The 18,680-nt window shown below is 46.7% G+C and carries 18 protein-coding genes; 11 read left to right on the top strand and 7 right to left on the bottom strand.

All coding sequences use genetic code 11. The features are described 5' to 3' along the window. The first annotated feature begins 53 nt into the window (after positions 1–53). Genes ACMQ5W_RS06930 through ACMQ5W_RS06920 form a run of 3 tightly spaced genes read left to right on the top strand, consistent with a single transcriptional unit; the run spans position 54 to position 2,725 of the window. On the top strand, positions 54–755 hold the full coding sequence (locus ACMQ5W_RS06930; RefSeq protein ID WP_148490589.1) for a DUF5058 family protein: 702 nt from the start codon (positions 54–56) through the stop codon (positions 753–755). Positions 756–773: 18 nt separating this feature from the next. After that, positions 774–1,517: a hypothetical protein gene (locus ACMQ5W_RS06925; protein WP_067534200.1), complete on the top strand. Its 744-nt coding sequence runs from the start codon at positions 774–776 to the stop codon at positions 1,515–1,517. Further along, complete coding sequence (locus ACMQ5W_RS06920) at positions 1,517–2,725, top strand: M20 family metallopeptidase (protein WP_148490590.1); 1,209 nt, start codon at positions 1,517–1,519, stop codon at positions 2,723–2,725. Before ACMQ5W_RS06925 ends, ACMQ5W_RS06920 begins: the two co-directional genes overlap by 1 nt. Positions 2,726–3,154: 429 nt before the next feature. Here the strand turns inward: ACMQ5W_RS06920 and ACMQ5W_RS06915 are convergent, their stop codons facing one another. Together ACMQ5W_RS06915 and ACMQ5W_RS06910 are read right to left on the bottom strand one after the other, a co-directional pair. Further along, the gene (locus tag ACMQ5W_RS06915; RefSeq protein WP_419024449.1) at positions 3,155–3,421 is read right to left on the bottom strand and encodes a Txe/YoeB family addiction module toxin; all 267 of its coding nucleotides are present in this window, start codon (positions 3,419–3,421) and stop codon (positions 3,155–3,157) included. Next, positions 3,415–3,675 (bottom strand): type II toxin-antitoxin system Phd/YefM family antitoxin, encoded by a 261-nt coding sequence (locus tag ACMQ5W_RS06910; protein ID WP_419024447.1) that lies wholly within the window; start codon positions 3,673–3,675, stop codon positions 3,415–3,417. The genes ACMQ5W_RS06915 and ACMQ5W_RS06910 overlap by 7 nt, the downstream gene beginning before the upstream one ends. 207 nt (positions 3,676–3,882) lie before the next feature. Here ACMQ5W_RS06910 and ACMQ5W_RS06905 point away from each other — a divergent pair, with 207 nt between their 5' ends. Together ACMQ5W_RS06905 and ACMQ5W_RS06900 are read left to right on the top strand one after the other, a co-directional pair. Then, entirely contained in the window at positions 3,883–4,590 is a 708-nt protein-coding gene (locus ACMQ5W_RS06905) for a response regulator transcription factor (protein WP_148490592.1), read from the top strand. A gap of 55 nt (positions 4,591–4,645) precedes the next feature. Then, positions 4,646–5,887 (top strand): sensor histidine kinase, encoded by a 1,242-nt coding sequence (locus ACMQ5W_RS06900; protein ID WP_419024445.1) that lies wholly within the window; start codon positions 4,646–4,648, stop codon positions 5,885–5,887. On the opposite strand, the gene ACMQ5W_RS06895 is transcribed toward ACMQ5W_RS06900, so the two are convergent. Both ACMQ5W_RS06895 and ACMQ5W_RS06890 read right to left on the bottom strand, forming a co-directional pair. Continuing rightward, positions 5,868–6,056, bottom strand: a complete 189-nt coding sequence (locus ACMQ5W_RS06895; RefSeq protein ID WP_419024443.1) for a type II toxin-antitoxin system YafQ family toxin — start codon at positions 6,054–6,056, stop codon at positions 5,868–5,870. The genes ACMQ5W_RS06900 and ACMQ5W_RS06895 overlap by 20 nt on opposite strands. A gap of 48 nt (positions 6,057–6,104) precedes the next feature. Then, a complete protein-coding gene (locus ACMQ5W_RS06890; protein ID WP_419024763.1) occupies positions 6,105–6,704 on the bottom strand; it encodes an SOS response-associated peptidase in 600 nt (199 codons plus the stop codon). 311 nt (positions 6,705–7,015) lie between these two features. Between ACMQ5W_RS06890 and ACMQ5W_RS06885 the strand changes: the two genes are divergently transcribed. Genes ACMQ5W_RS06885 through ACMQ5W_RS06875 form a run of 3 tightly spaced genes read left to right on the top strand, consistent with a single transcriptional unit; the run spans position 7,016 to position 10,795 of the window. Next, entirely contained in the window at positions 7,016–9,466 is a 2,451-nt protein-coding gene (locus ACMQ5W_RS06885; protein ID WP_419024441.1) for a YfhO family protein, read from the top strand. Beyond that, the gene (locus ACMQ5W_RS06880; protein ID WP_419024439.1) at positions 9,463–9,861 is read left to right on the top strand and encodes a GtrA family protein; all 399 of its coding nucleotides are present in this window, start codon (positions 9,463–9,465) and stop codon (positions 9,859–9,861) included. The genes ACMQ5W_RS06885 and ACMQ5W_RS06880 overlap by 4 nt, the downstream gene beginning before the upstream one ends. Beyond that, entirely contained in the window at positions 9,854–10,795 is a 942-nt protein-coding gene (locus tag ACMQ5W_RS06875; protein WP_419024437.1) for a glycosyltransferase family 2 protein, read from the top strand. The genes ACMQ5W_RS06880 and ACMQ5W_RS06875 overlap by 8 nt, the downstream gene beginning before the upstream one ends. Here ACMQ5W_RS06875 and ACMQ5W_RS06870 read toward each other — a convergent pair. Continuing rightward, positions 10,766–12,769, bottom strand: coding sequence for a thioredoxin domain-containing protein (locus ACMQ5W_RS06870; RefSeq protein ID WP_419024435.1), 2,004 nt, complete (start codon positions 12,767–12,769; stop codon positions 10,766–10,768). The two genes, ACMQ5W_RS06875 and ACMQ5W_RS06870, sit on opposite strands and share 30 nt — an antisense overlap. A gap of 293 nt (positions 12,770–13,062) precedes the next feature. Between ACMQ5W_RS06870 and ACMQ5W_RS06865 the strand changes: the two genes are divergently transcribed. After that, complete coding sequence (locus ACMQ5W_RS06865; protein WP_419024433.1) at positions 13,063–13,185, top strand: hypothetical protein; 123 nt, start codon at positions 13,063–13,065, stop codon at positions 13,183–13,185. A gap of 543 nt (positions 13,186–13,728) precedes the next feature. Beyond that, positions 13,729–14,922 (top strand): MFS transporter, encoded by a 1,194-nt coding sequence (locus ACMQ5W_RS06860; protein WP_419024431.1) that lies wholly within the window; start codon positions 13,729–13,731, stop codon positions 14,920–14,922. A 49-nt stretch (positions 14,923–14,971) separates the two neighbouring features. On the opposite strand, the gene ACMQ5W_RS06855 is transcribed toward ACMQ5W_RS06860, so the two are convergent. Further along, on the bottom strand, positions 14,972–16,342 hold the full coding sequence (locus ACMQ5W_RS06855) for an NCS2 family permease (RefSeq protein ID WP_419024429.1): 1,371 nt from the start codon (positions 16,340–16,342) through the stop codon (positions 14,972–14,974). 244 nt (positions 16,343–16,586) lie between these two features. Between ACMQ5W_RS06855 and ACMQ5W_RS06850 the strand changes: the two genes are divergently transcribed. Continuing rightward, positions 16,587–17,312, top strand: coding sequence for a TIGR01906 family membrane protein (locus tag ACMQ5W_RS06850; RefSeq protein WP_419024427.1), 726 nt, complete (start codon positions 16,587–16,589; stop codon positions 17,310–17,312). 1 nt (position 17,313) lies between these two features. Here the strand turns inward: ACMQ5W_RS06850 and ACMQ5W_RS06845 are convergent, their stop codons facing one another. Further along, a complete protein-coding gene (locus ACMQ5W_RS06845) occupies positions 17,314–18,672 on the bottom strand; it encodes an NCS2 family permease (RefSeq protein ID WP_148490606.1) in 1,359 nt (452 codons plus the stop codon). Positions 18,673–18,680: the final 8 nt, after the last annotated feature.

Genomic DNA, 18,680 nt, shown 5'->3' with positions numbered 1-18,680 from the left:
TTAAAATAAGGTATACAGAAAATTCACATAAAATGTAAAAGGAGGAATTATCCATGAGTTTTCAAGATATTGCAAACAGCGGCTTGATATGGGGCTGCGTCGTTGTCGGAATTATTCTCGTTGTCTTAATTACACTGTATTACATGGTAGTCTGTTACAGACATGCTATCAAGGTAGGCGTCGCAAAAGAGACTGTCAATGCAGTTGTAAAATCATCGGCGACTTTTTCTATCGTACCGTCTATCGCCATCGTCGCCGGGCTGGCGACCCTGGCAGTGGTTATCGGCCTGCCCTACGCCTGGTTCAGGCTGTCGGTATTGGGTTCTGTTACATATGAGCTGATGTCTGCCAATCTGGCGCTGAAGGCTTTGGGCCTGGATGTAGCGACTGCCGATGCTTATGCCTTTGGGCTGATGGCATGGGCGATGTGCATCGGAATTACCGTAACACTGCTATTTAATATCTTTTTTGCAAAAAAAGTGCACTTGGGTACTTTGAAGCTGGGAGATAAAGATCAGAAGTGGGGCGCAGTCTCTCAGACGGTTTTCATGACAGCTTTATTGTGCGCACTGATCGTACCGATGATCTTTGGCGGTATCGTCAGCCTGCTCACCTTTGCCAGCAGCGCGCTCATTGCCATATTGATTACAACTGTGGCAAAAGTGGCAAAAGCTGACTGGCTCAATCAGTTTACGCTGGCGTTCAGCTTGATCGGCGCCATGGCGCTGTCAGTGGTTTATGACGGATTGTTTTAGCAGAGAAAGGAGAGAAAGATGAAATCTAGCGGAAATACTTACTACGATAAAATGCACAGATTGGGAAAATTTGTGACAGTAGGGTCTATACTCGTGTTCTGCGGCGTACCCCTTGTCGTCTGTCTATATTATGGCATCATGCCGAAAATCGGCGATTTGCTTCTGGCAGCCGGTGGACTGTGTGCGATTTTTATTCCGACTGGTGTGGCGGAGGCCTTTGGAGAAATACCTGTCATGGGGTCTTCTTACTATGTCGCTAATGTTACAGGAAATATTTTGAACTTGAAGCTGCCGGCAGCTCTCAATGCGCTGAAAGTGGCCAATGTCAAATCAGGTACGGAAGCAGCTGATGCCATTACAGGCCTTGCAGTCGCCGTTTCTTCGCTGGTGACTCTGGTGATGCTGCTTTTGGGTATGCTGCTGATGACACCGTTGGAACCGTTCCTGTCGTCTCCAGCCGTTTCAACGGCTGCAGGCTATGTTCTGCCGGCTCTGTTCGGCTGCCTGGTCTTGAGTTTCCTCAGCAACGATGTGGGCGGCGGCGTAATCGTAAAGAAAAGACTGCTTGCTGCCATTTTCCCTTTTGCACTGTGTATCATATTGTATCTGATTATTCCAGATTATTACGATCTGGGACAGGGATTTGTCATGGTCATCTGCATCCCTATCGTATATGTAATCACCAAGATCATGTATAAAAAGGGCATTATTACAGTAGAAATGCCAGAAGAAGAAAAGAAAACAGAGGAGGAACATGCATAATGGATAACAGAGATTTTGATAGAATCGGGGAAATCGTCACCGACCTTACGCCGGAGCTTCAGAAACTTGCGCTGGATATTCACGGCAATCCGGAGATGGGACGAAAGGAGTTTCAGGCCTGCAAGTGGCAGATGGAATTACTTCAGAAATATGGATTTGAAACCGAAGCGAACTTCTGTGACATCGAAACTTCTTATAAGGCGGTATATAAAGGTGCTGGTCCGGGCCCGAAGATTGCCATGCTGGCAGAATACGATGCGCTGCCAGAAATCGGACACGCCTGCGGGCACAATCTGATCGCCATGATTTCCGTCGGTTCCGGCATTGCAATCAAGGAATTTGTCGACAAATACGGCGGAGAAATCCACGTCATCGGCACGCCGGCGGAAGAAACCCAAGGGGCGAAGGTGGAGATGGCGCAGAAGGGAGCGTTTAAGGAATATGATGTCGCGATGATGGCCCATCCTTTTGAACAAAACGGCAGTTCCATCAATACGATGGCTGTATACGCGCGCAGATTTGAATTCTTCGGCAAGACAGCACATGCTGCTGCCTCCCCTCACGAGGGGGTGAATGCGCTAGATGCCATGATCAACTTTTTCAATATGGTCAATGCGCTGCGTCAGCAGACGAAGCCAGATGCCCGCCTGCACGGGGTCATTCTCAACGGAGGAGTCGCACCAAATATCATTCCCGACTATACCGAAGCATTGTTCTATGTGCGAGGTAATAAGGTCGCCTATGTGGAAGAACTGCTGGAAAAGGTCATTGCCTGTGCGGAAGGTGCGGCAAAGGGCACTGGCTGTACATACAAAGTCAGCAAAGCAGAGGAAGACTTCAAGGATACAGACAGTAACATGGTTCTTTCAGACCTTGCCTGCGATCAATATGAAAAGCTGGGGCATCAAATTCTGCGTGCAGGAAGAGCGGTTATGCCGGGCTCTTCTGACCTGGGTGATGTCAGCTACGAGTGCCCGGCAATTCAGCTGATGTGCGGCATGGGACCTCTGGAAGACGGAAGCCACTATGGCGCTCACACCGTCGAGTTCGAGAAGAAAGCTTGCTCTCCTGAAGCCCTTGCTAACGCTTTGGAATTTGTCAAAGCCTTTACCATGACAGCGGTAGAACTGCTGACAGAACCAAGCCATCTGGCCGCCATTAAAAAAGAATTTGAGACAGAGAAGGTAGATTCTATTTTGCCGATATAAGAAGGTGCCTTATGATAAAGAACGTTAAAAAGGAAATTTGTAAAGCCTGTTTTCATTGTATGCATTGCAATGCTGGTGATTGCGATGGTACCGACGGAAGCACAGGCAGCAATCAACAAAGTGGCGAAACCCGTCTCTTGTAAATAATCTGCTTTCTTCCAACGGCTTGAAACACGATTTTGTGCGGGTCTCTGCTGATGGCGGACAGCTTCACGATGTACCGAAATGGCGCAACGAAATCGGAAGTGTTCTATAAGAATGCAAATTTCCGCGTAAAGAACGGGAAGTTTAGCCTTTTGCGGTTTAACACTATTTTGATCCAACCATCGAACAGCTTTCTACCTTTCATGTGACCTACGAAATCAGAACATAATAAAATTCAAATATTTAGAGACCGGATCAAAGCGTTCCGGTCTCGTGTCTATTTATCTATTCATAATATGTCCACATTCTCAGGATCCTGATAATGTGCTCTGATTCAAAGACTTCATATACAATACGATGTTTGATATTGATGCGCCTTGAGTAAAACCCACTTAAATTCCCTCTTAATGTCTCATATGGCGGCGGTGTAATGTACGGATTTTCAACCATCTTGTTAAGAATCGCTTTCGCTTTATTTTCAAGCCCGGCTTGTTTAAGCAAGTTTTTATCTTTTACAGCTTGCTTACTGAAGACGATCTTATACCTTACCATGCCTCATCCTCTTGATATTTTGAGGCCTCATCCAGAGGTTCCTTTGACGCCGCAATGATACTTTCGGCCATTCCTGGAATCGAATTGAAAAAGAGCGTTTCTTTTATAGCATTCCAATCGTCCTCAGAAATAATGACGATGTTATTTCCAGTGGCAGAATTCAGCACAGTTACTTCCTCGTAGCTTTCATTTACCTGGCTTGCAATGTTATAAAACTCTTTGCGTGCTTTTGTAATATTCATTGTTCGCTCCATTCCATCATCCCCCCTTTAGATGCCATTATAGCGTACTTGATTAAGTACGTCAAAAAAGTCTGTCTGACCTCCCATTGCTTTTCAATCCATTTCAATCATTTGCATTTACAAAATAGATATGTTAAGATTTTTTTAAGACTTTTATTGAGGTTTTTTTAAACGAATGCGTCTATACTGAGGCTATCAATCGGGAAAGGGATATATATAATGAATGCGGAAACAATTTTGGTCGTTGATGATAACAAAGAAATCGTATATTCACTGGGTGAACTTTTAAAATATGAGGGTTACGAAATCATCGCCGCCTATGACGGCATGGAAGCACTGGAATGCTTGGAGAAACATCACATCGATCTGATTCTGCTGGATGTCATGATGCCTCGTCTCAACGGTTTGTCTGCATTGATGAAGATTCGTGAGAAGTACAAGATACCGGCAATCATCTTGTCTGCCAAGACGGAAGAGAGCGACAAAGTATCGGGTCTGATTCTGGGAGCAGACGATTATATCAGTAAGCCCTACAATGCAGCTGAGCTGATTGCCAGGGTAAAGGCGCAGCTGCGGCGATACAATACCTGGGGCGGAAGTGCGCCAAAGGCTGACGACGATACCATTGTCAACGGCGGCTTGGTTCTCGACAAAAAGCAGAGGATCATCGTAGTGGATGGCAGAGAAGTCAAGCTGACCGCCACTGAATATAAGATTGTAGAGCTGCTGATGTCAAATACGGGACAAGTATTTCCCGCAGAACAGATTTACGAGAGTGTGTGGGAGGAGACCGCCGACTTTACGGTGGAGAACACGGTCATGGTGCACATCCGCCATATCCGTGAAAAGATAGAAATTGATACAAAAAATCCGAAATATATAAAGGTGGTGTGGGGCATTGGTTACAAGATGGAAAAGTACAATTAGTACGATCATTTCGTTCATACAATCTAATAAAAGACTGTTTTTAGGAATCGGTAGTGTGGTAATCGGTGCAGGCATAATCTATGCGTTATTTGGCATGGCATATATCTATGGCGGCATGTCCACGAAACAGACTTGGTTCATGGGTGCGGTTCCAAATCTCTTCTTCGGTTTTGGTGTCTGGCATATTGTCAGATACATCTTGCAAAAGGTGTATGGTGACTGGATTCCAAAAGACGAGGCCTTCTATGAAGAGTGGAAGGACAGATGGAAGAAACAGCAAAGAACCATCGCTATCGTTACTATCGGGACGCTGCTATTTGCATATCTAATGTACTCTTCCAGTGAATACAGATATTATGCTTATAACTTTGCATATATGTATCTTTTATATGCTACCGTATTGATACAAGGCATCATCAGCGAAATCTGCATCATAGAATTTATGAAGAAGCAGCTGAACCTTTTGATGGAACGCATGACGGAAATTAATCGAAAAAACCTGGAAGATGCGCTGAAAATTGAACGCGAGAGCATTGAAAAGGCTGCAAAGAGTGAACAGCTGAAAGTAGATTTGATTTCTAATGTATCTCATGATCTGAAGACGCCGCTGACTTCCATGGTAGGATATATCGAACTGATGAAAAAAGAGGACTTGGATGATACCATGCAGGATTACGTGGAGGTTTTGTCTGATAAGGCGGAGAAGCTGAAAGTCATGATAGAGAGCCTTTTTTCTCTGGCAAAGGCCAGCAGCGGTAATATTAAGATGAACATGGAACTCATCAGTCTCAACCGTCTCATCGATCAGCTCCTTGCCGACCTGGAAGATCGGATTAACGCTTCGGGACTGCACTTTGTCAAGATCATGACGGAAGAAGACACCCACTTTATCAGCGATAACCTGCATATGTACCGCATCTGTCAGAATCTCATCGAGAACGCCCTGAAATACTCTGCCAAGGGCACTCGTGTCTTCGTAAAGACCTATGTAGATCAAATCAACGACAAAGAGCGGGTCTGCCTGGAAATCACCAATACGGCGGGCTATCTGATGGACTTTGATAAGGAAGACATCATCGAGCGTTTCGCCCGTGCCGACAAAGCCCGTACCAGCGATGGGAATGGTCTGGGACTGGCCATCGTCAGTACCTATACCAGCACATTAGGCGGGGCCTTTGATATCAGCATTGACTGTGACCAATTCAAAGCGACGCTGTCTTTTGAGAGGGAGGAAATCGCCGTCAGCGAGCTTGCGGATACAGCGGAACTTTTGGGCATCAAAGAATACTTGGAGTGATAGAAAAGAACGTATTTCCGGTAAGACTGTGATTTTTATACCTTGATGGAAGAGGGCATTCATTACATAAAATGTCTAAGACTTCTTCTAACGGTCGAGGGTCATAACCACGCTTGATATTGGTTTTGTAATCCTTTTTGAACTTAGCAGAATATCTGATACTAATCATTTAGATCCCCCATCAAGTCGGTAACACTATGGAATGGCTTCCTTGCTTTTACAATGTCAGTAAATTTATTGACATTGTCTGCTGCTCCTCTTCTCGGACACTGCGCAGCAGCGGAGAGGGCTGTGCCAGCATCTGCAGCGCGGCTTTTTGATCGTAGATCCAGTCCCTCAATTGATTCTCAGGAAGAATGAGCGGCATTCGGTCATGGACCGGCTGCATGGATTCGTTTGCCTGGGTGGTGACGATGATAAACCGATCGCCCTCTTCGAACCGCCTGTAAAACCCCGCCATAAAGAGGGGGCTTTTGTCCTCATATCGGAAGGCTACTTTGTTCTTGTCTCTGTCCCACTCGTAGAAGTGCCTTGCGGGGATGATACAGCGGTGATGGAGCACGGCATCTTTGAAAGTCTTTTTCTCTGGTGCCGTCTCAGCACGGGCGTTAATCAATAGCCCCTTTCTATCAAAACGCGGAAAGCCCCAGTGCATCGTCTCTGCATAGAAGTCCGGCTCCCTGCCGCTGAGAATCAGCGCCTGCTGAGAGGGATAGATGTCACCTGTTTTCGGTATGTTCACTTCTCTTGCTGTTCCTCCTGCCATTCGCAGGATGCTTTCTGCAATTTCTTTATCCGAATAAAATCTGCCGCACATGATTACCAAACCTTTCTCTCTTTCTCATAAAATCATACTCCGAGAGGAGTATTGCTGTCAATTGCGATTATCGTCACTTTTCCTGTAACGAAACCTTTGATTGGGAGATATATAGATAAAAGCGGCGGAAAGTCTCAAAATTGTTATTTTTTTGAGACCGCCTTGAGATATTAAGGTGCTATAGTTAGCGGTATAGAGGAAAACCTTAAGAATATTTAAGAAAAGTTTAAGAATTATACCTTTGAATATTAAGAATTTAGATGTATTATTAATTATGTTAGAAGAAGGTATTACAAAAGAAAGGATTTGGGATGGAACGCAAGCATATCGTAAAACTTCACATCATGTTGACTGCGCTGACTTTGGCAATCCTTCTGCTTCCAATGGAAAAAGGGGTATTCTTTGGTTCTGAGGGGGATTGGTACAGCCAGCACGTGGGAGCCGCTGAAAATCTCAGGCAGACCATGCTCAGTACGGGTTCCTTGTTTCCGCAGTTTTCTACTGGCGGAGGAGGCTGCAACATCTACGACCTGGCGTATTACGGACTGCTCAGACCCGATGTGCTTTTTTCTTGCCTGGTGCCAGACCTGGAAATGAAATACATCATAGCCGGTTATGCGATCTTGGGCGTCTTAGCCAGCATCAATCTGTGTTTCTTCTGGCTTCGGCGGCAAAACCTCAACAAATGGTCTGCCTTTGGGGGAAGCGTGCTGATGGCGGCTGCCACTTGCTTCTTTCATACACACCATCAGATTATCTTTGTGAATTACATGCCTTTTCTAATATTGGCACTGATGGGGATTGATAAGCTTTTAGAAAAAGGGAAGATTTTGCTCATGACCGTCTCCCTCTTTCTGATCTACATGCACAGCTTTTTCTACGCGTTTGTCTGCTTAGTAGTCTGTCTCATCTACTATCTATACAAAAGCGACTGGAGACCGGAGCTGCGCACCTTTGGCAAAGCAATTCTCGCAGTGTTCCTCTCCATCGGAATGGCGGCGGTGCTTCTGCTGCCCACGGGGCTCAACATCCTGTCTACCTCAAAGGATGCCGGCGGGTTCATGTCTCAGCCTATGGATGTGTTGGACCTGAAGCTGGGGGGACTCCTGTACTATCCTTATGGATGCGGGATGACTATGCTGGCGCTGTATTGCCTGCTTCTCTCACTGACAAAGAAGAAAAAGCGGATTTTGGCTATCATGCTGTTGCTCTGTGCTCTGATTCCGGCAATCTCCCTGGTGCTCAACGGATTCCTTTACCCGAGAGCGAAAATCCTGATTCCTTTTGTGCCCCTCATTGTGCTGCTCTGCGCGGACACGCTGCAGGAGCTTTATGAGAGGAAACAGAAGTGGTTTCTCATACCAGCGTTGCTCTGCTTTCTGCCAGCGGCATTTTCTCCTTGGCAGGAGTTGATGCTCATGGATGCCTGTATTTTGCTGGTCTGGGTCTTGCTGCAGAAGTTCCTGTTCAAATCTGTCAGGAGCAGGCAGGGGGCTTTTGCTCTGATTCTCCTGGTTCCCATCATCGTCAGTGTGGGCGTCAACAAAGAGGAGGACTATCTACAGGCCGATGACGACCGGCAGAGCCATTTTACTTTTGCGGAGATTCGAGAGGTGGTCAACGACAGGCGATACCGCTTCGACGTGCTCAGCAACAACTACGTCAACAGCAACACCCTGCCGGGGGACGGCATCAGCAAGACTGCCATGTATTCCTCCATCGAAAACAAGCTCTATGCCGATTTTTACTACAATGAGATGCACAACCCGATCAGCCTGCGAAACCGGGTGGTGCTGATGCCGAACAAAAATAGCTACTTCAACTATTTTATGGGTATTCGATATCTTCTGACCGACGTGGACAACCTGCCCTACGGCTACCAGACAGTTCTGCAGAAGGGGAACTATGTCATAGCCGAGAATGAAAATGTGCTGCCTATGTGCTATGGAACAGATCAGCTGTTCCCGGAGATCGTTCATGAGGACCTGGCATTTCCTTATAACTTGGAGGTTCTCTGCTCATCAGCGGTGATACCGGGCAATAGTGATGCTGAAAGAGGATTTATGCCCCATATCAAAGAAGAAACCCCGGAACTGCTCGGGGTGGACAAGGTGTTTGCCAGTGAGACGGGAGGACTTCTCTCCCTAGACTCTGCCGAGAGTCATACGCTGAAGCTGTCGAAATCTCTGAAGAAAAAGATTCTGATCATCAGCTTTCAGGTGGAGAGCAAGTCGGGCAGAGAGGTAATCATCGAAGTCAACGGCATGAGGAACAACCTGTCTGCAGAGAGTGCGCCTTATCCCAATGAGAATCATACCTTCACCTATGTGCTGCCAGCGGAAGAGAACATGGAGGAATTGGAGCTGGAATTATCGAAAGGAAATTACAACATCAGCGGCTTACAGATCTATACCATGGATGTGCAGTATCTGCAGCACGATGGAATCTCCCTGCCGTCCCTGGCGCAAGAAGGGGAGAGAGACGGCAAAACCGTGTTCAAGGGGGACATCGATATGAACAAAGATGGGTATTTTATCACCTCCTATCCTTACCGCAAAGGTTATCAGGTCTTCGTGGACGGAAAAGAAGTGAATTACGAAAAGGTAAACACTGCCTTTGTCGGGTTTCCATTGTCAAAGGGGAATCATCAAATTGAGATTAATTACTTTGCACCGGGATTTAAGGCAGGACTGGCCATCAGTATCCTGTCCCTGCTGATCCTATGTTTTATCACATTCAGAGAAAGGAAGAAAGCTTTATGAAAAAATTACAGAACTCACAGATTTTCCGCTACGTCATGACAGGGGGAATGACGACGGTAATCAACTACATCATCTATATCCTGCTGACGGCGTTATCGATAGACTACTTGGTGGCCAACAGCATCGCATGGCTGGGGGCTGTAATCTTTGCTTATTATGCCAACAGGCACATGGTCTTTCACTCTGAAGGTGATAAAAGGCAGGAGTTTATGCAGTTCTTTGGTCTGAGGCTGGCGACGCTGGTAGTAGAAAATCTGCTCCTCTACCTATTCGTAGGATATGTGGGCGCGGCAGAGCTGCCGTCAAAAGTCATGGTCAGCGTTATTACGGTCATACTCAACTACTTTGCTTGTAAGTACAGCATTTTTAAAGAAGGAGGCGTCTCTCATGAATGAAAGAAAAGATAAGATCAGCATCATCGTACCCTGCTATAATGAAGAGGAGTCACTGCCGATGTTTTACATGGAAACGACAAAGGTACTGCTGACTATGAAAGAGGTAGATTATGAGTTTGTCTTTGTTAACGACGGAAGCAGTGATAAGACTCTGGAGATTATGAAAAAGCTTCACGATGGGGATGCCCATTGCCGGTATGTGGGGTTTTCCAGAAACTTTGGAAAAGAAGCGGGCATGTATGCGGGATTAGCCGAGGCAGAAGGGGATTATTGCGTGATTATGGATGCAGACCTGCAGCATCCGCCGACCTTACTTCCGGAAATGTACAAAGTGGTCAGTGAAGAGGGATATGACTGCTGCGGGGGACTGCGGCAGGGGCGTGAAGGGGACAGCGCCTTGCGCGGCATCTTTTCCAGGGCGTTTTATAAAATCAGCAAAGGGCTGACCCACATGGAAATGTCAGACGGTCACGGGGATTTTCGCATGATGGCAAGACCTATGGTGGACGCCATTCTCAATATGAAAGAATATAACCGGTACATGAAAGGGCTCTTTTCTTTCGTCGGCTTTGATACCAAGTGGATTCCATATGAAAGTGTAGAGCGTGCCTGCGGTGAGACGAAGTGGAGTTTTAAGAGCCTGTTCGCTTACGCTTTTGAGGGAATCTTGGCCTTTTCAACAGCACCCTTGAAACTGGCGGGTCTCATAGGGTGCCTGTTATTTCTGGCCGGGCTGCTGTTTATCGGTGTCAATCTGATTCAGAGTATCTGGCTGCCGGGTGCGGTCAGCAGCTTTGATATCATCATCACGGTGGTGCTCATGTTGGGCAGCCTGCAGATGTTGTTCCTCTATATTTTAGGTGCTTATCTGTCCAAAGACTATCTGGAGAACAAAAAGCGCCCGCTATATATTGTCAGGGAGAGAAGCCAATAGCTTTTTTAATTCTTCAAGAGATTTGACTGGCTCGTGACAAGTCTGTCCCTGACAGAGATAATATTCGGCTCCACTGAAGGGGATGGGATAGTTTTTTAGGAATGGCGCGATTTCCTCTATGGAAGTCGCGTCTTCTTCTGTCTTGACCAAAATATCCATCTCGAACTGCCAGAGATCCTGTAGGTCGAAGGCGGAAGAACCGCTGCAGACGCAGATTAATTGCCCTTTATCGGCCAGTTCTTCGGTCATCTGCCAGAGAAAGAAACTGTGACCGGCAGGATATTGTTCCGCCTCACCCATCAGAAAGTTCGCCTGTTTTTCGAAAGCCTGCTTCCAAGCTTGCTCTCCAGTAAGGAAGGCCAGTGCGTTCATGACCAGAGCGGCTACAGAATTACCAGATGGAAGGGCGCCGTCGTAAGTCTCTTTCGGACGCATGAAGAGCTGTTCACTATCATTGGCATAGAGATAACAACCGCCTTTTTCTCTATCAAAAAACAAGTCCATGATTTGATTGGACACCTTGACGGCCTTCTGGAGATAAGAGGGATCAAAGGTGCTTCTGTAGCATTCAATCAGTCCCCAGGCCAGATAAGCGTAGTCTTCCAGGGTTCCAGGGAAAGCGGCTTCGCCCTCTCTGAATCGGGCAAGAAGGCGGTTTTCGCCAGTGCGGAGCTGTTCCCATAGGAAATCGACTGCATTCAGTGCCGCAGACAGATAATCTCTGCGATCCAGCAGACGGGCTGCTTTTGCCAGGCTCGCAATCATCAGCCCATTCCAACTGGTAAGAATTTTATCATCTCTGTGAAGTGGGGTTCGCTGCATCCGATAGCGGTATAGCTTCAACAGCATATACTCCTCAGGCATTTCCCCATACACTGGATTTTTGATGAGATTGGGAATCCCTTTGCCCTCAAAATTGCCTTCTTCGGTAATATCATAACGCCGACAGAATTCTGCACCGGCTTTTTGACCCAAGACTTCCCGTACTTCCTGTGGTCTGAACAGATAGAACTTCCCTTCTACGCCGTCACTGTCCGCATCCTGACTACAGTAAAACGCACCCTCACTGTCTGTTAATTCCCGCAGTACATAGCGCACCGTCTTTTCTGCAATGTCTCTGTATATTGTTTTGCCGGTTTCTTTGTAAGCCTGGCTATAGGAGAGAATTAACAGAGCGTTGTCATAGAGCATCTTCTCAAAGTGAGGAACCAGCCACTTGTCATCAGTGGAATAACGGCAGAATCCGCCGCCGATGTGATCGAAGATGCCGCCCCGATACATCTGGACAAGTGTCTTTTCTGCCATGGCAAGAGGGGCCTCCTGTTTTTGTGCCATGAGGAATAAGAGGTTATGGGGGGATGGGAATTTGGGGCTTTGCCCGAACCCTCCGTACTCGGGGTCAAAACTCTGCCTAAATGATTTCATCGCTTCTGTTATTAATTGCTTTGGATTTATGTTATCGCAGCCGCCTTGCTGCGTCCGTTCGTTGAGAAAATTTATGATCTCATCGCTTTGACGCAGCAGCTGTGTTCTGTCCTGCTTCCACTTTGAAGATACTGCCGTGAGCAACTCTATTAGGCCTAAATGGCCGTATTGGCTTCTCTTTGGCAGATAGGTAGCCGCAAAAAAAGGTTTTTTATCCGGGGTCATGATGATGGTCAAAGGCCAGCCGCCGGAACCTGTTACAGCTTGACAAAACGCCATATAAACGGCATCTATGTCTGGGCGTTCCTCCCTGTCGACTTTGACAGCGACGTAGTTTTTGTTAATCAGTGCGGCGGCTTCTGCATCTTCAAAAGATTCGTGCGCCATAACGTGGCACCAATGACAGACAGAATAACCGATACTTAAAAAGATCGGAACGTCTCTTTTGGCGGCCTCGCTGAATGCTTCCTCGCACCATGGATACCAGTCCACGGGATTGTCCGCGTGTTGCAGAAGGTAAGGTGATTTTTCCCGTTCTAATCGATTCATAGATTTTCCTCCGATCATTCCTTTGCTAATTAAGGTTTATAACAAATAGTATGGACAATTTTGCTGTGTCAGATACTTTTTTAGGAAAAAATATGTTTTGAAGGGCGCGCGGCAGGCGTTCGTTACGCAGGGAAGCGTTCCTGCGGCGAGTATGCATAACAGAAACAGGGGTTTTGGGCGAATATGCGTAACGGAGGCAGCGACAGAGGGGGTCTGTTACGCAGAGAAGCGTTCCTGCGGCGAGTATGCATAACAGAAACAGGGGTTTTGGGCGAATATGCGTAACGGAGGCAGTGACAGAGACTGTAACAGAGGCAGCGACCGAGACTGTCACAGAGGCAGTGACAGAGTATGCAAGAAAACTGGTCGAGCAGGCAGATGGAGCAAATCAGCGCCCATTGACTTGGGCAGATTGATGTGCTATCATTAAAATCTGATAAAGGTGGAATAAAAATGAATAGAATCGTAATAGATGAACTGAAGAGACGAATCTGCTCTATGCAAATGGTACCGATGAAACATTGTATAGAGCTATAACAGAAAGCATAGGATGCGTTTTAAACCAGCCATGGGCTGGCGAATGTCAGCAGTCAATTGCAACCTGACAAGTCCGGGCAATTGCTGCATAAGGTCTTTCCTGCAATTCACTACATGAATTGGGGCAAGCAGCATCAAGCATAAATTCTGTCTTGCAAATTGAAGTCCTAGCCCGGTTTGGATAAGCAAACCGTGGCAGATCTCATGTAACGAATTTGCAAATTTTGATTTGCTGAATTCGACTGCCTCTTTTCGGCGCTGTGGACAGAATGTTATGGACGCTTTGTATTTCATCGGGAAATGAGATGAAGACGTATGACAGAATACGTTCATTTTTGATACTCATTTTCCCGTTGATAAAATCTATGTGGCTGTAGGCAATGTTTTGCTTACAGTTTTTTGTTTGGAAAGGAATTTGTCTTATGAAAAATATAAATTGGAAGATGACGATTGCAAAGTTTTTAACTGCGCAGATGATTTCCTTGCTGGGATCGTCATTGGTGCAGTATGCCATTATTTGGCATATCACGCTGTCGACTTCATCAGGAAGAATGCTCTCGATTTCTACACTATGCGGATTTTTACCGCAGATATTGATTTCTCTCATTGCCGGTGCGTGGATAGACCGATACGACCGCAAGAAACTGATTATGGCTGCAGATGCCGCTATTGCTGTGTCAACGCTGTTCCTGGCAGTCGCATTTTTGGCAGGATATCGGTTCAATTGGGCGTTGTTCACAGTGCTGGCCATTCGCTCTGCTGGCACCGGGATTCAGTCCCCCGCGGTCAATGCGATCATCCCTCAGATCGTTCCCCAAGAGAAACTTCTGAAAATCAATGGCATCAACAGCACCCTGTCTTCTCTGATGATGTTCCTGTCTCCGGCAGTCAGCGGAGCAATTTTGACCATTGCATCACTGGAAGTGACGCTGTTTATTGACGTAATCACCGCGATCATTGGCATCAGTATTACTGCTGCAATCTATATCAGGCCGTATGAGCAAACAGAAAAGAGCGAAGGATCCAGCCTCAAAGAAATTAGGAAAGGATTTTCCTATCTGAAGGAAAATCGATTTATCAAAAGGCTGCTCGTTTACCAGCTTCTCATTCTTTTTTTAATCAGCCCCTCTGCGTTTCTGACACCTCTCATGGTGAGCAGAACCTTTGGACTGGAAGTGTGGAGGCTGACTGCCAGCGAAATGACCTATAGCCTGGGAATGGTACTAGGAGGTTTACTGATCGCCTCTTGGGGCGGTTTTCGAAGAAAAATCAATACGACCATGCTTGCAGGTGCAGTTTACGGCGTGTTGATGATTGGCCTAGGGAATGCACCTGGTTTTCTTTGTTACCTGATGTGTAACACTTTGATTGGCATCACAGCGCCTTGCTATAATGGACCGATTACGGTCATCATTCAAGAGAAAGTAGAGCCTCATATGCAGGGGCGGGTCTTCAGTTTCATGCAGATTGCGACTTCCTGCGCTTTGCCTTTGGGAATGGTTTTTTTCGGACCGTTGGCAGACTTGATCTCTGTACAGGTTCTCCTATCTGTAGCGGGCTTTTTCGTGGCCGGTCTGACAGCTGCAGTTTGGAAGCAAAAGTATTTTAAAGAATAGATGTATTAAAAAGAGGCCGTCTTGCGGCCTCTTTGCGTTTGCGTTTTAATTAAGCTGTCTGCTGCATGATAAGTGTGGCGACACGCAGACCGAATAAGATGGCTGCGATCCACATCACAGCAGGAATATCCTTCACCTTTCCAGTCAACACTTTCAGGATGACCCATGCCAGAATTCCAAACATGATTCCGTTGGCGATGGAATAAGTGAACGGCATCATGATTAAAGCGAGGAATCCGCCAACTACATCAGCGATGTCTCCATCAAAATGCATGTTCCTTACAGCTCCGATCATCAGAAGGCCAACCCATACCAGCGCAGGAGCGGTGGCAAAGGAAGGGATTGCCAGGAAAATCGGTGAGAAGAACAGCGCGACGATGAACAACACGCCGGCAGTCACTGCAGTGAGACCAGTTCTGCCGCCATTAGCGACACCGGCACTGGATTCTACATAGCTTGTGACAGTGGATGTACCGATGCATGCACCGACGATCGTACCACAGGCGTCGGCCATCAAAGCCCCTTTTGCTCTAGGCAGATTTCCATTCTCATCTAAAAGATTTCCCTTTGAGGCAACACCGATCAGCGTACCGACCGTGTCGAACAGATCCACATATAGGAACGAGAAGACGATGACGATAAACTGAATGATGTTATCTGCAATCCAGGCAAAGTCAAATTGGAAGAGAGCCGGTTTTGCCGGAATAAAGCTTGCTCCGCTGAAGCTTGGGAAGAGGGAGTAAACCCCTGCTTCTGGGTTTACCACGTACCAGCCAGTGGCTTCTGCAATCATGCCTAAACCCCAAGTTACCAGGATACCGATCAAGATGTACCCTTTGATATTGAAATGATATAAAACTGCTACGATGATGAGGCCGACCAGAGCCAGCACAACCTGAGGTGAGCTGAAAGAACCCAGGTTTACTAACGTAGAAGCGTCGCCGATGACGATGCCGGCGCCTTTGAGGCCAATCAGAGTGATGAACAGTCCGATACCTGCAGTGATGGCGTATTTCAGATTGGCAGGCACATCATTGACCAGTTTTTCTCTAAAATTGCAGAGTGAAAGGAGTACAAATACGATACCTTCCACTAAGACTGCAGCTAAGGCAATCTTCCAAGGATCCGTTACGCCTTTTGCGGCCAGGTCTCCACATACAGTAAAGGCGAAGTATGCGTTCAGTCCCATGCCGGATGCCAGGGCTACCGGATAGTTTGCAAAGAATGCCATAAATAGTGAGGCTACGGCGGCAGAGACTGCAGTTGCAGTGAAAACGCCAGCACTGTCCATACCTGCTGCTGCCAGCATACCAGGGTTTACTGCTAAGATGTAAACCATGGATAGGAATGTAGTAGCGCCGGCGATGATCTCTGTTTTGACATCAGTGCCGTGCTCTTTGAGTTTGAATAGTTTCTCCATGTTAAACAATTCTCCTTTTATCCTTCATAATGAAATAAAATTACATTTTATATTATATACGTTAATGGACAAAAGTCCAAGATTTTGTTCAGTTATGTGTCGAAGAATTTTGTTAAATAGAGGTGATATTGGGGATAATCGGATTAAATGGCGAACATAAAGAGGAGATTGCATATAAAAAGTTCATTTTGCCATTGACAGTTTTCAAAGCGGAATATATACTTTCCTCAAAAGGAGCAAACAGATGAGAGTTTTACATTTTTTATTGGGATTGTTTTTTTCGATGAGCATCATCCTGGTACTGCTGGTTACATCCATAGAAGCAGTGCTGTATTGGTCTCCGGATTATTTTGAACGTGAATATGATAAATACGAGGTGACTGACGAAGTCAATATGGAAATGGACGACCTTCTTCATGTTACAGACGTGATGATGGATTATCTGAAAGATAAGAGAGAGGATCTTCAGGTGGTCACCAGAGTTGACGGCGCATGGAGGACTTTTTTCAGTCAAAGGGAATTGGATCACATGGTCGACGTAAAAAATCTGTTTCTCGGCGGACTGGCTTTGCGGCGAATCTGCCTGCTGATTGTAGTGTGCAGTGCAGGTCTGCTGCATCTTCTAAAAGGGCGGTTATCCGCGATTCTTCCCCGCGCCATGTGCACCTGTACAGGGGTGTTTTTCTCTGCGCTCTGCCTGATCGCTGCCGTAGCAGCGACGGATTTTACAAGGGCATTTACCATCTTTCATGAGATTTTCTTTGATAATGATCTCTGGCTCTTGAACCCCAGGGAAGATCTTCTGATCAATATTGTTCCCGAACCTTTCTTCGTAGATACGGCTGTCCGCATTGCTGCTGTTTTTGGCGGCAGCGTCCTCCTGATTCTGGCAGTCTGTCTGCTCAGTCTTTATCACGGAAAACGGAGGAACCGCCGTCACCAAAATGACTCCATAGGAACAGCAATTTAGTCTAAACGACCAGGGTGATGATTCTCAGTACAAATAGAACACTGGAGATCCACATGACAGGCGGGATCTCCTTTATTTTGCCTGTAATCAGTTTGAGGAAAACCCAGGTGAGGATTCCGAACATAATGCCGTTAGCCACTGAATAGGTGAAAGGCATCATAATCATAGCAAAGAATCCACTGACTACATCGGCGATATCGCCCTCAAAATCAATCTTCTTGACACAGTCCATCATCAAAAGGCCTACCCAGACCAAGGCGGGAGCCGTAGCAAAAGATGGGATTGCCAGAAATACTGGTGAAAACAGCAGAGCGGCAAAGAAGAGGATGGCTGTGGTTACAGAAGTAAGACCGGTTCTTCCTCCATTGACGACACCAGCGCTGGATTCAATGTAGCTGGTTACGGTAGAGGTTCCCAGGGCGGCACCAGCAATGGTACCGCAGGCATCAGCCAAAAGTGCACCCTTTGCCTTTGGCAGATTGCCGTCTTCGTCCAGCATGTCCCCTTTTGACGCGATACCGATGAGGCCGCCTACCGTATCAAAGAGATCTACATACAAAAATGAAAATGTAATGACGACAAAATGGATGACGTTTCCAGCGACCCAGCTGAAATCAAAGGCCAGAAAGTTGGGTGCTGCCGGAAGGGAAAATCCCGCAGACAGGTCCGGGAAAAGGGTGAATACGCCGGCTTCTGGATTCGGTACATACCAGCCAGCCGCTTCTGCCAGCATGCCCATAGCCCAGGTAGCCAGAATGCCGATTAAGATATACCCTTTGACATGGAATCGATATAATACGGCGACTAAGATTGTACCGCCGATAGCAAGCGCGAATTCCGGCGAATCGAAGGTGCCCATGTCCACCAACGTAGAGTCGCTTTTGACGATGATTCCTGCTCCCTGCAGCCCGATAAAAGTTATAAAGAGGCCAACCCCTGCAGTAATGGCGTATTTTAAATTTGACGGCACATCGTTGATGAGCCGCTCTCTAAAATTGCATAAGGAAAGAATGACGAATACAATCCCTTCCACAAAGACGGCCGCCAAGGCAACGCGCCAAGGGTCGGTGATACCCTCTGCGGCAAGTTCCCCACAGACGGAATAGGCAAAATAGGCGTTGAGGCCCATGCCTGATGCCAGGGCGATGGGATAGTTTGTAAAGAAAGCCATAAACAGTGTGCTGACTGCAGCGGACACTGCTGTGGCAGTAAACACGGCAGCGCTGTCCATACCGGCGTCAGCCAGCATGGCAGGATTTACTGCCAGTATGTAGACCATGGAAACGAAGGTTGTTATCCCTGCCATGATTTCTGTCTTGACATTGGTTCCGTGCTCTTTTAATTTAAATAGTTTTTCCAATTCTGATC

The sequence above is a fragment of the Emergencia sp. genome (assembly GCF_048465375.1).
In the GTDB taxonomy this organism is placed as follows: domain Bacteria; phylum Bacillota; class Clostridia; order Peptostreptococcales; family Anaerovoracaceae; genus Senimuribacter.
Note: the sequence above shows the minus strand (reverse complement) of the source record. Positions and strands in the feature narration are given on the sequence as shown.

Coding starts and splice junctions, on each gene's coding strand:
- ACMQ5W_RS06850 (WP_419024427.1), top strand. CDS start 16,587: ATGAGAGTTTTACATTTTTTATTGGGATTGTTTTTTTCGATGAGCATC.
- ACMQ5W_RS06885 (WP_419024441.1), top strand. CDS start 7,016: ATGGAACGCAAGCATATCGTAAAACTTCACATCATGTTGACTGCGCTG.
- ACMQ5W_RS06855 (WP_419024429.1), bottom strand. CDS start 16,342: ATGGAGAAACTATTCAAACTCAAAGAGCACGGCACTGATGTCAAAACA.
- ACMQ5W_RS06890 (WP_419024763.1), bottom strand. CDS start 6,704: ATGTGCGGCAGATTTTATTCGGATAAAGAAATTGCAGAAAGCATCCTG.
- ACMQ5W_RS06930 (WP_148490589.1), top strand. CDS start 54: ATGAGTTTTCAAGATATTGCAAACAGCGGCTTGATATGGGGCTGCGTC.
- ACMQ5W_RS06905 (WP_148490592.1), top strand. CDS start 3,883: ATGAATGCGGAAACAATTTTGGTCGTTGATGATAACAAAGAAATCGTA.
- ACMQ5W_RS06875 (WP_419024437.1), top strand. CDS start 9,854: ATGAATGAAAGAAAAGATAAGATCAGCATCATCGTACCCTGCTATAAT.
- ACMQ5W_RS06880 (WP_419024439.1), top strand. CDS start 9,463: ATGAAAAAATTACAGAACTCACAGATTTTCCGCTACGTCATGACAGGG.
- ACMQ5W_RS06920 (WP_148490590.1), top strand. CDS start 1,517: ATGGATAACAGAGATTTTGATAGAATCGGGGAAATCGTCACCGACCTT.
- ACMQ5W_RS06925 (WP_067534200.1), top strand. CDS start 774: ATGAAATCTAGCGGAAATACTTACTACGATAAAATGCACAGATTGGGA.
- ACMQ5W_RS06915 (WP_419024449.1), bottom strand. CDS start 3,421: ATGGTAAGGTATAAGATCGTCTTCAGTAAGCAAGCTGTAAAAGATAAA.
- ACMQ5W_RS06895 (WP_419024443.1), bottom strand. CDS start 6,056: ATGATTAGTATCAGATATTCTGCTAAGTTCAAAAAGGATTACAAAACC.
- ACMQ5W_RS06870 (WP_419024435.1), bottom strand. CDS start 12,769: ATGAATCGATTAGAACGGGAAAAATCACCTTACCTTCTGCAACACGCG.
- ACMQ5W_RS06910 (WP_419024447.1), bottom strand. CDS start 3,675: ATGGAGCGAACAATGAATATTACAAAAGCACGCAAAGAGTTTTATAAC.
- ACMQ5W_RS06860 (WP_419024431.1), top strand. CDS start 13,729: ATGAAAAATATAAATTGGAAGATGACGATTGCAAAGTTTTTAACTGCG.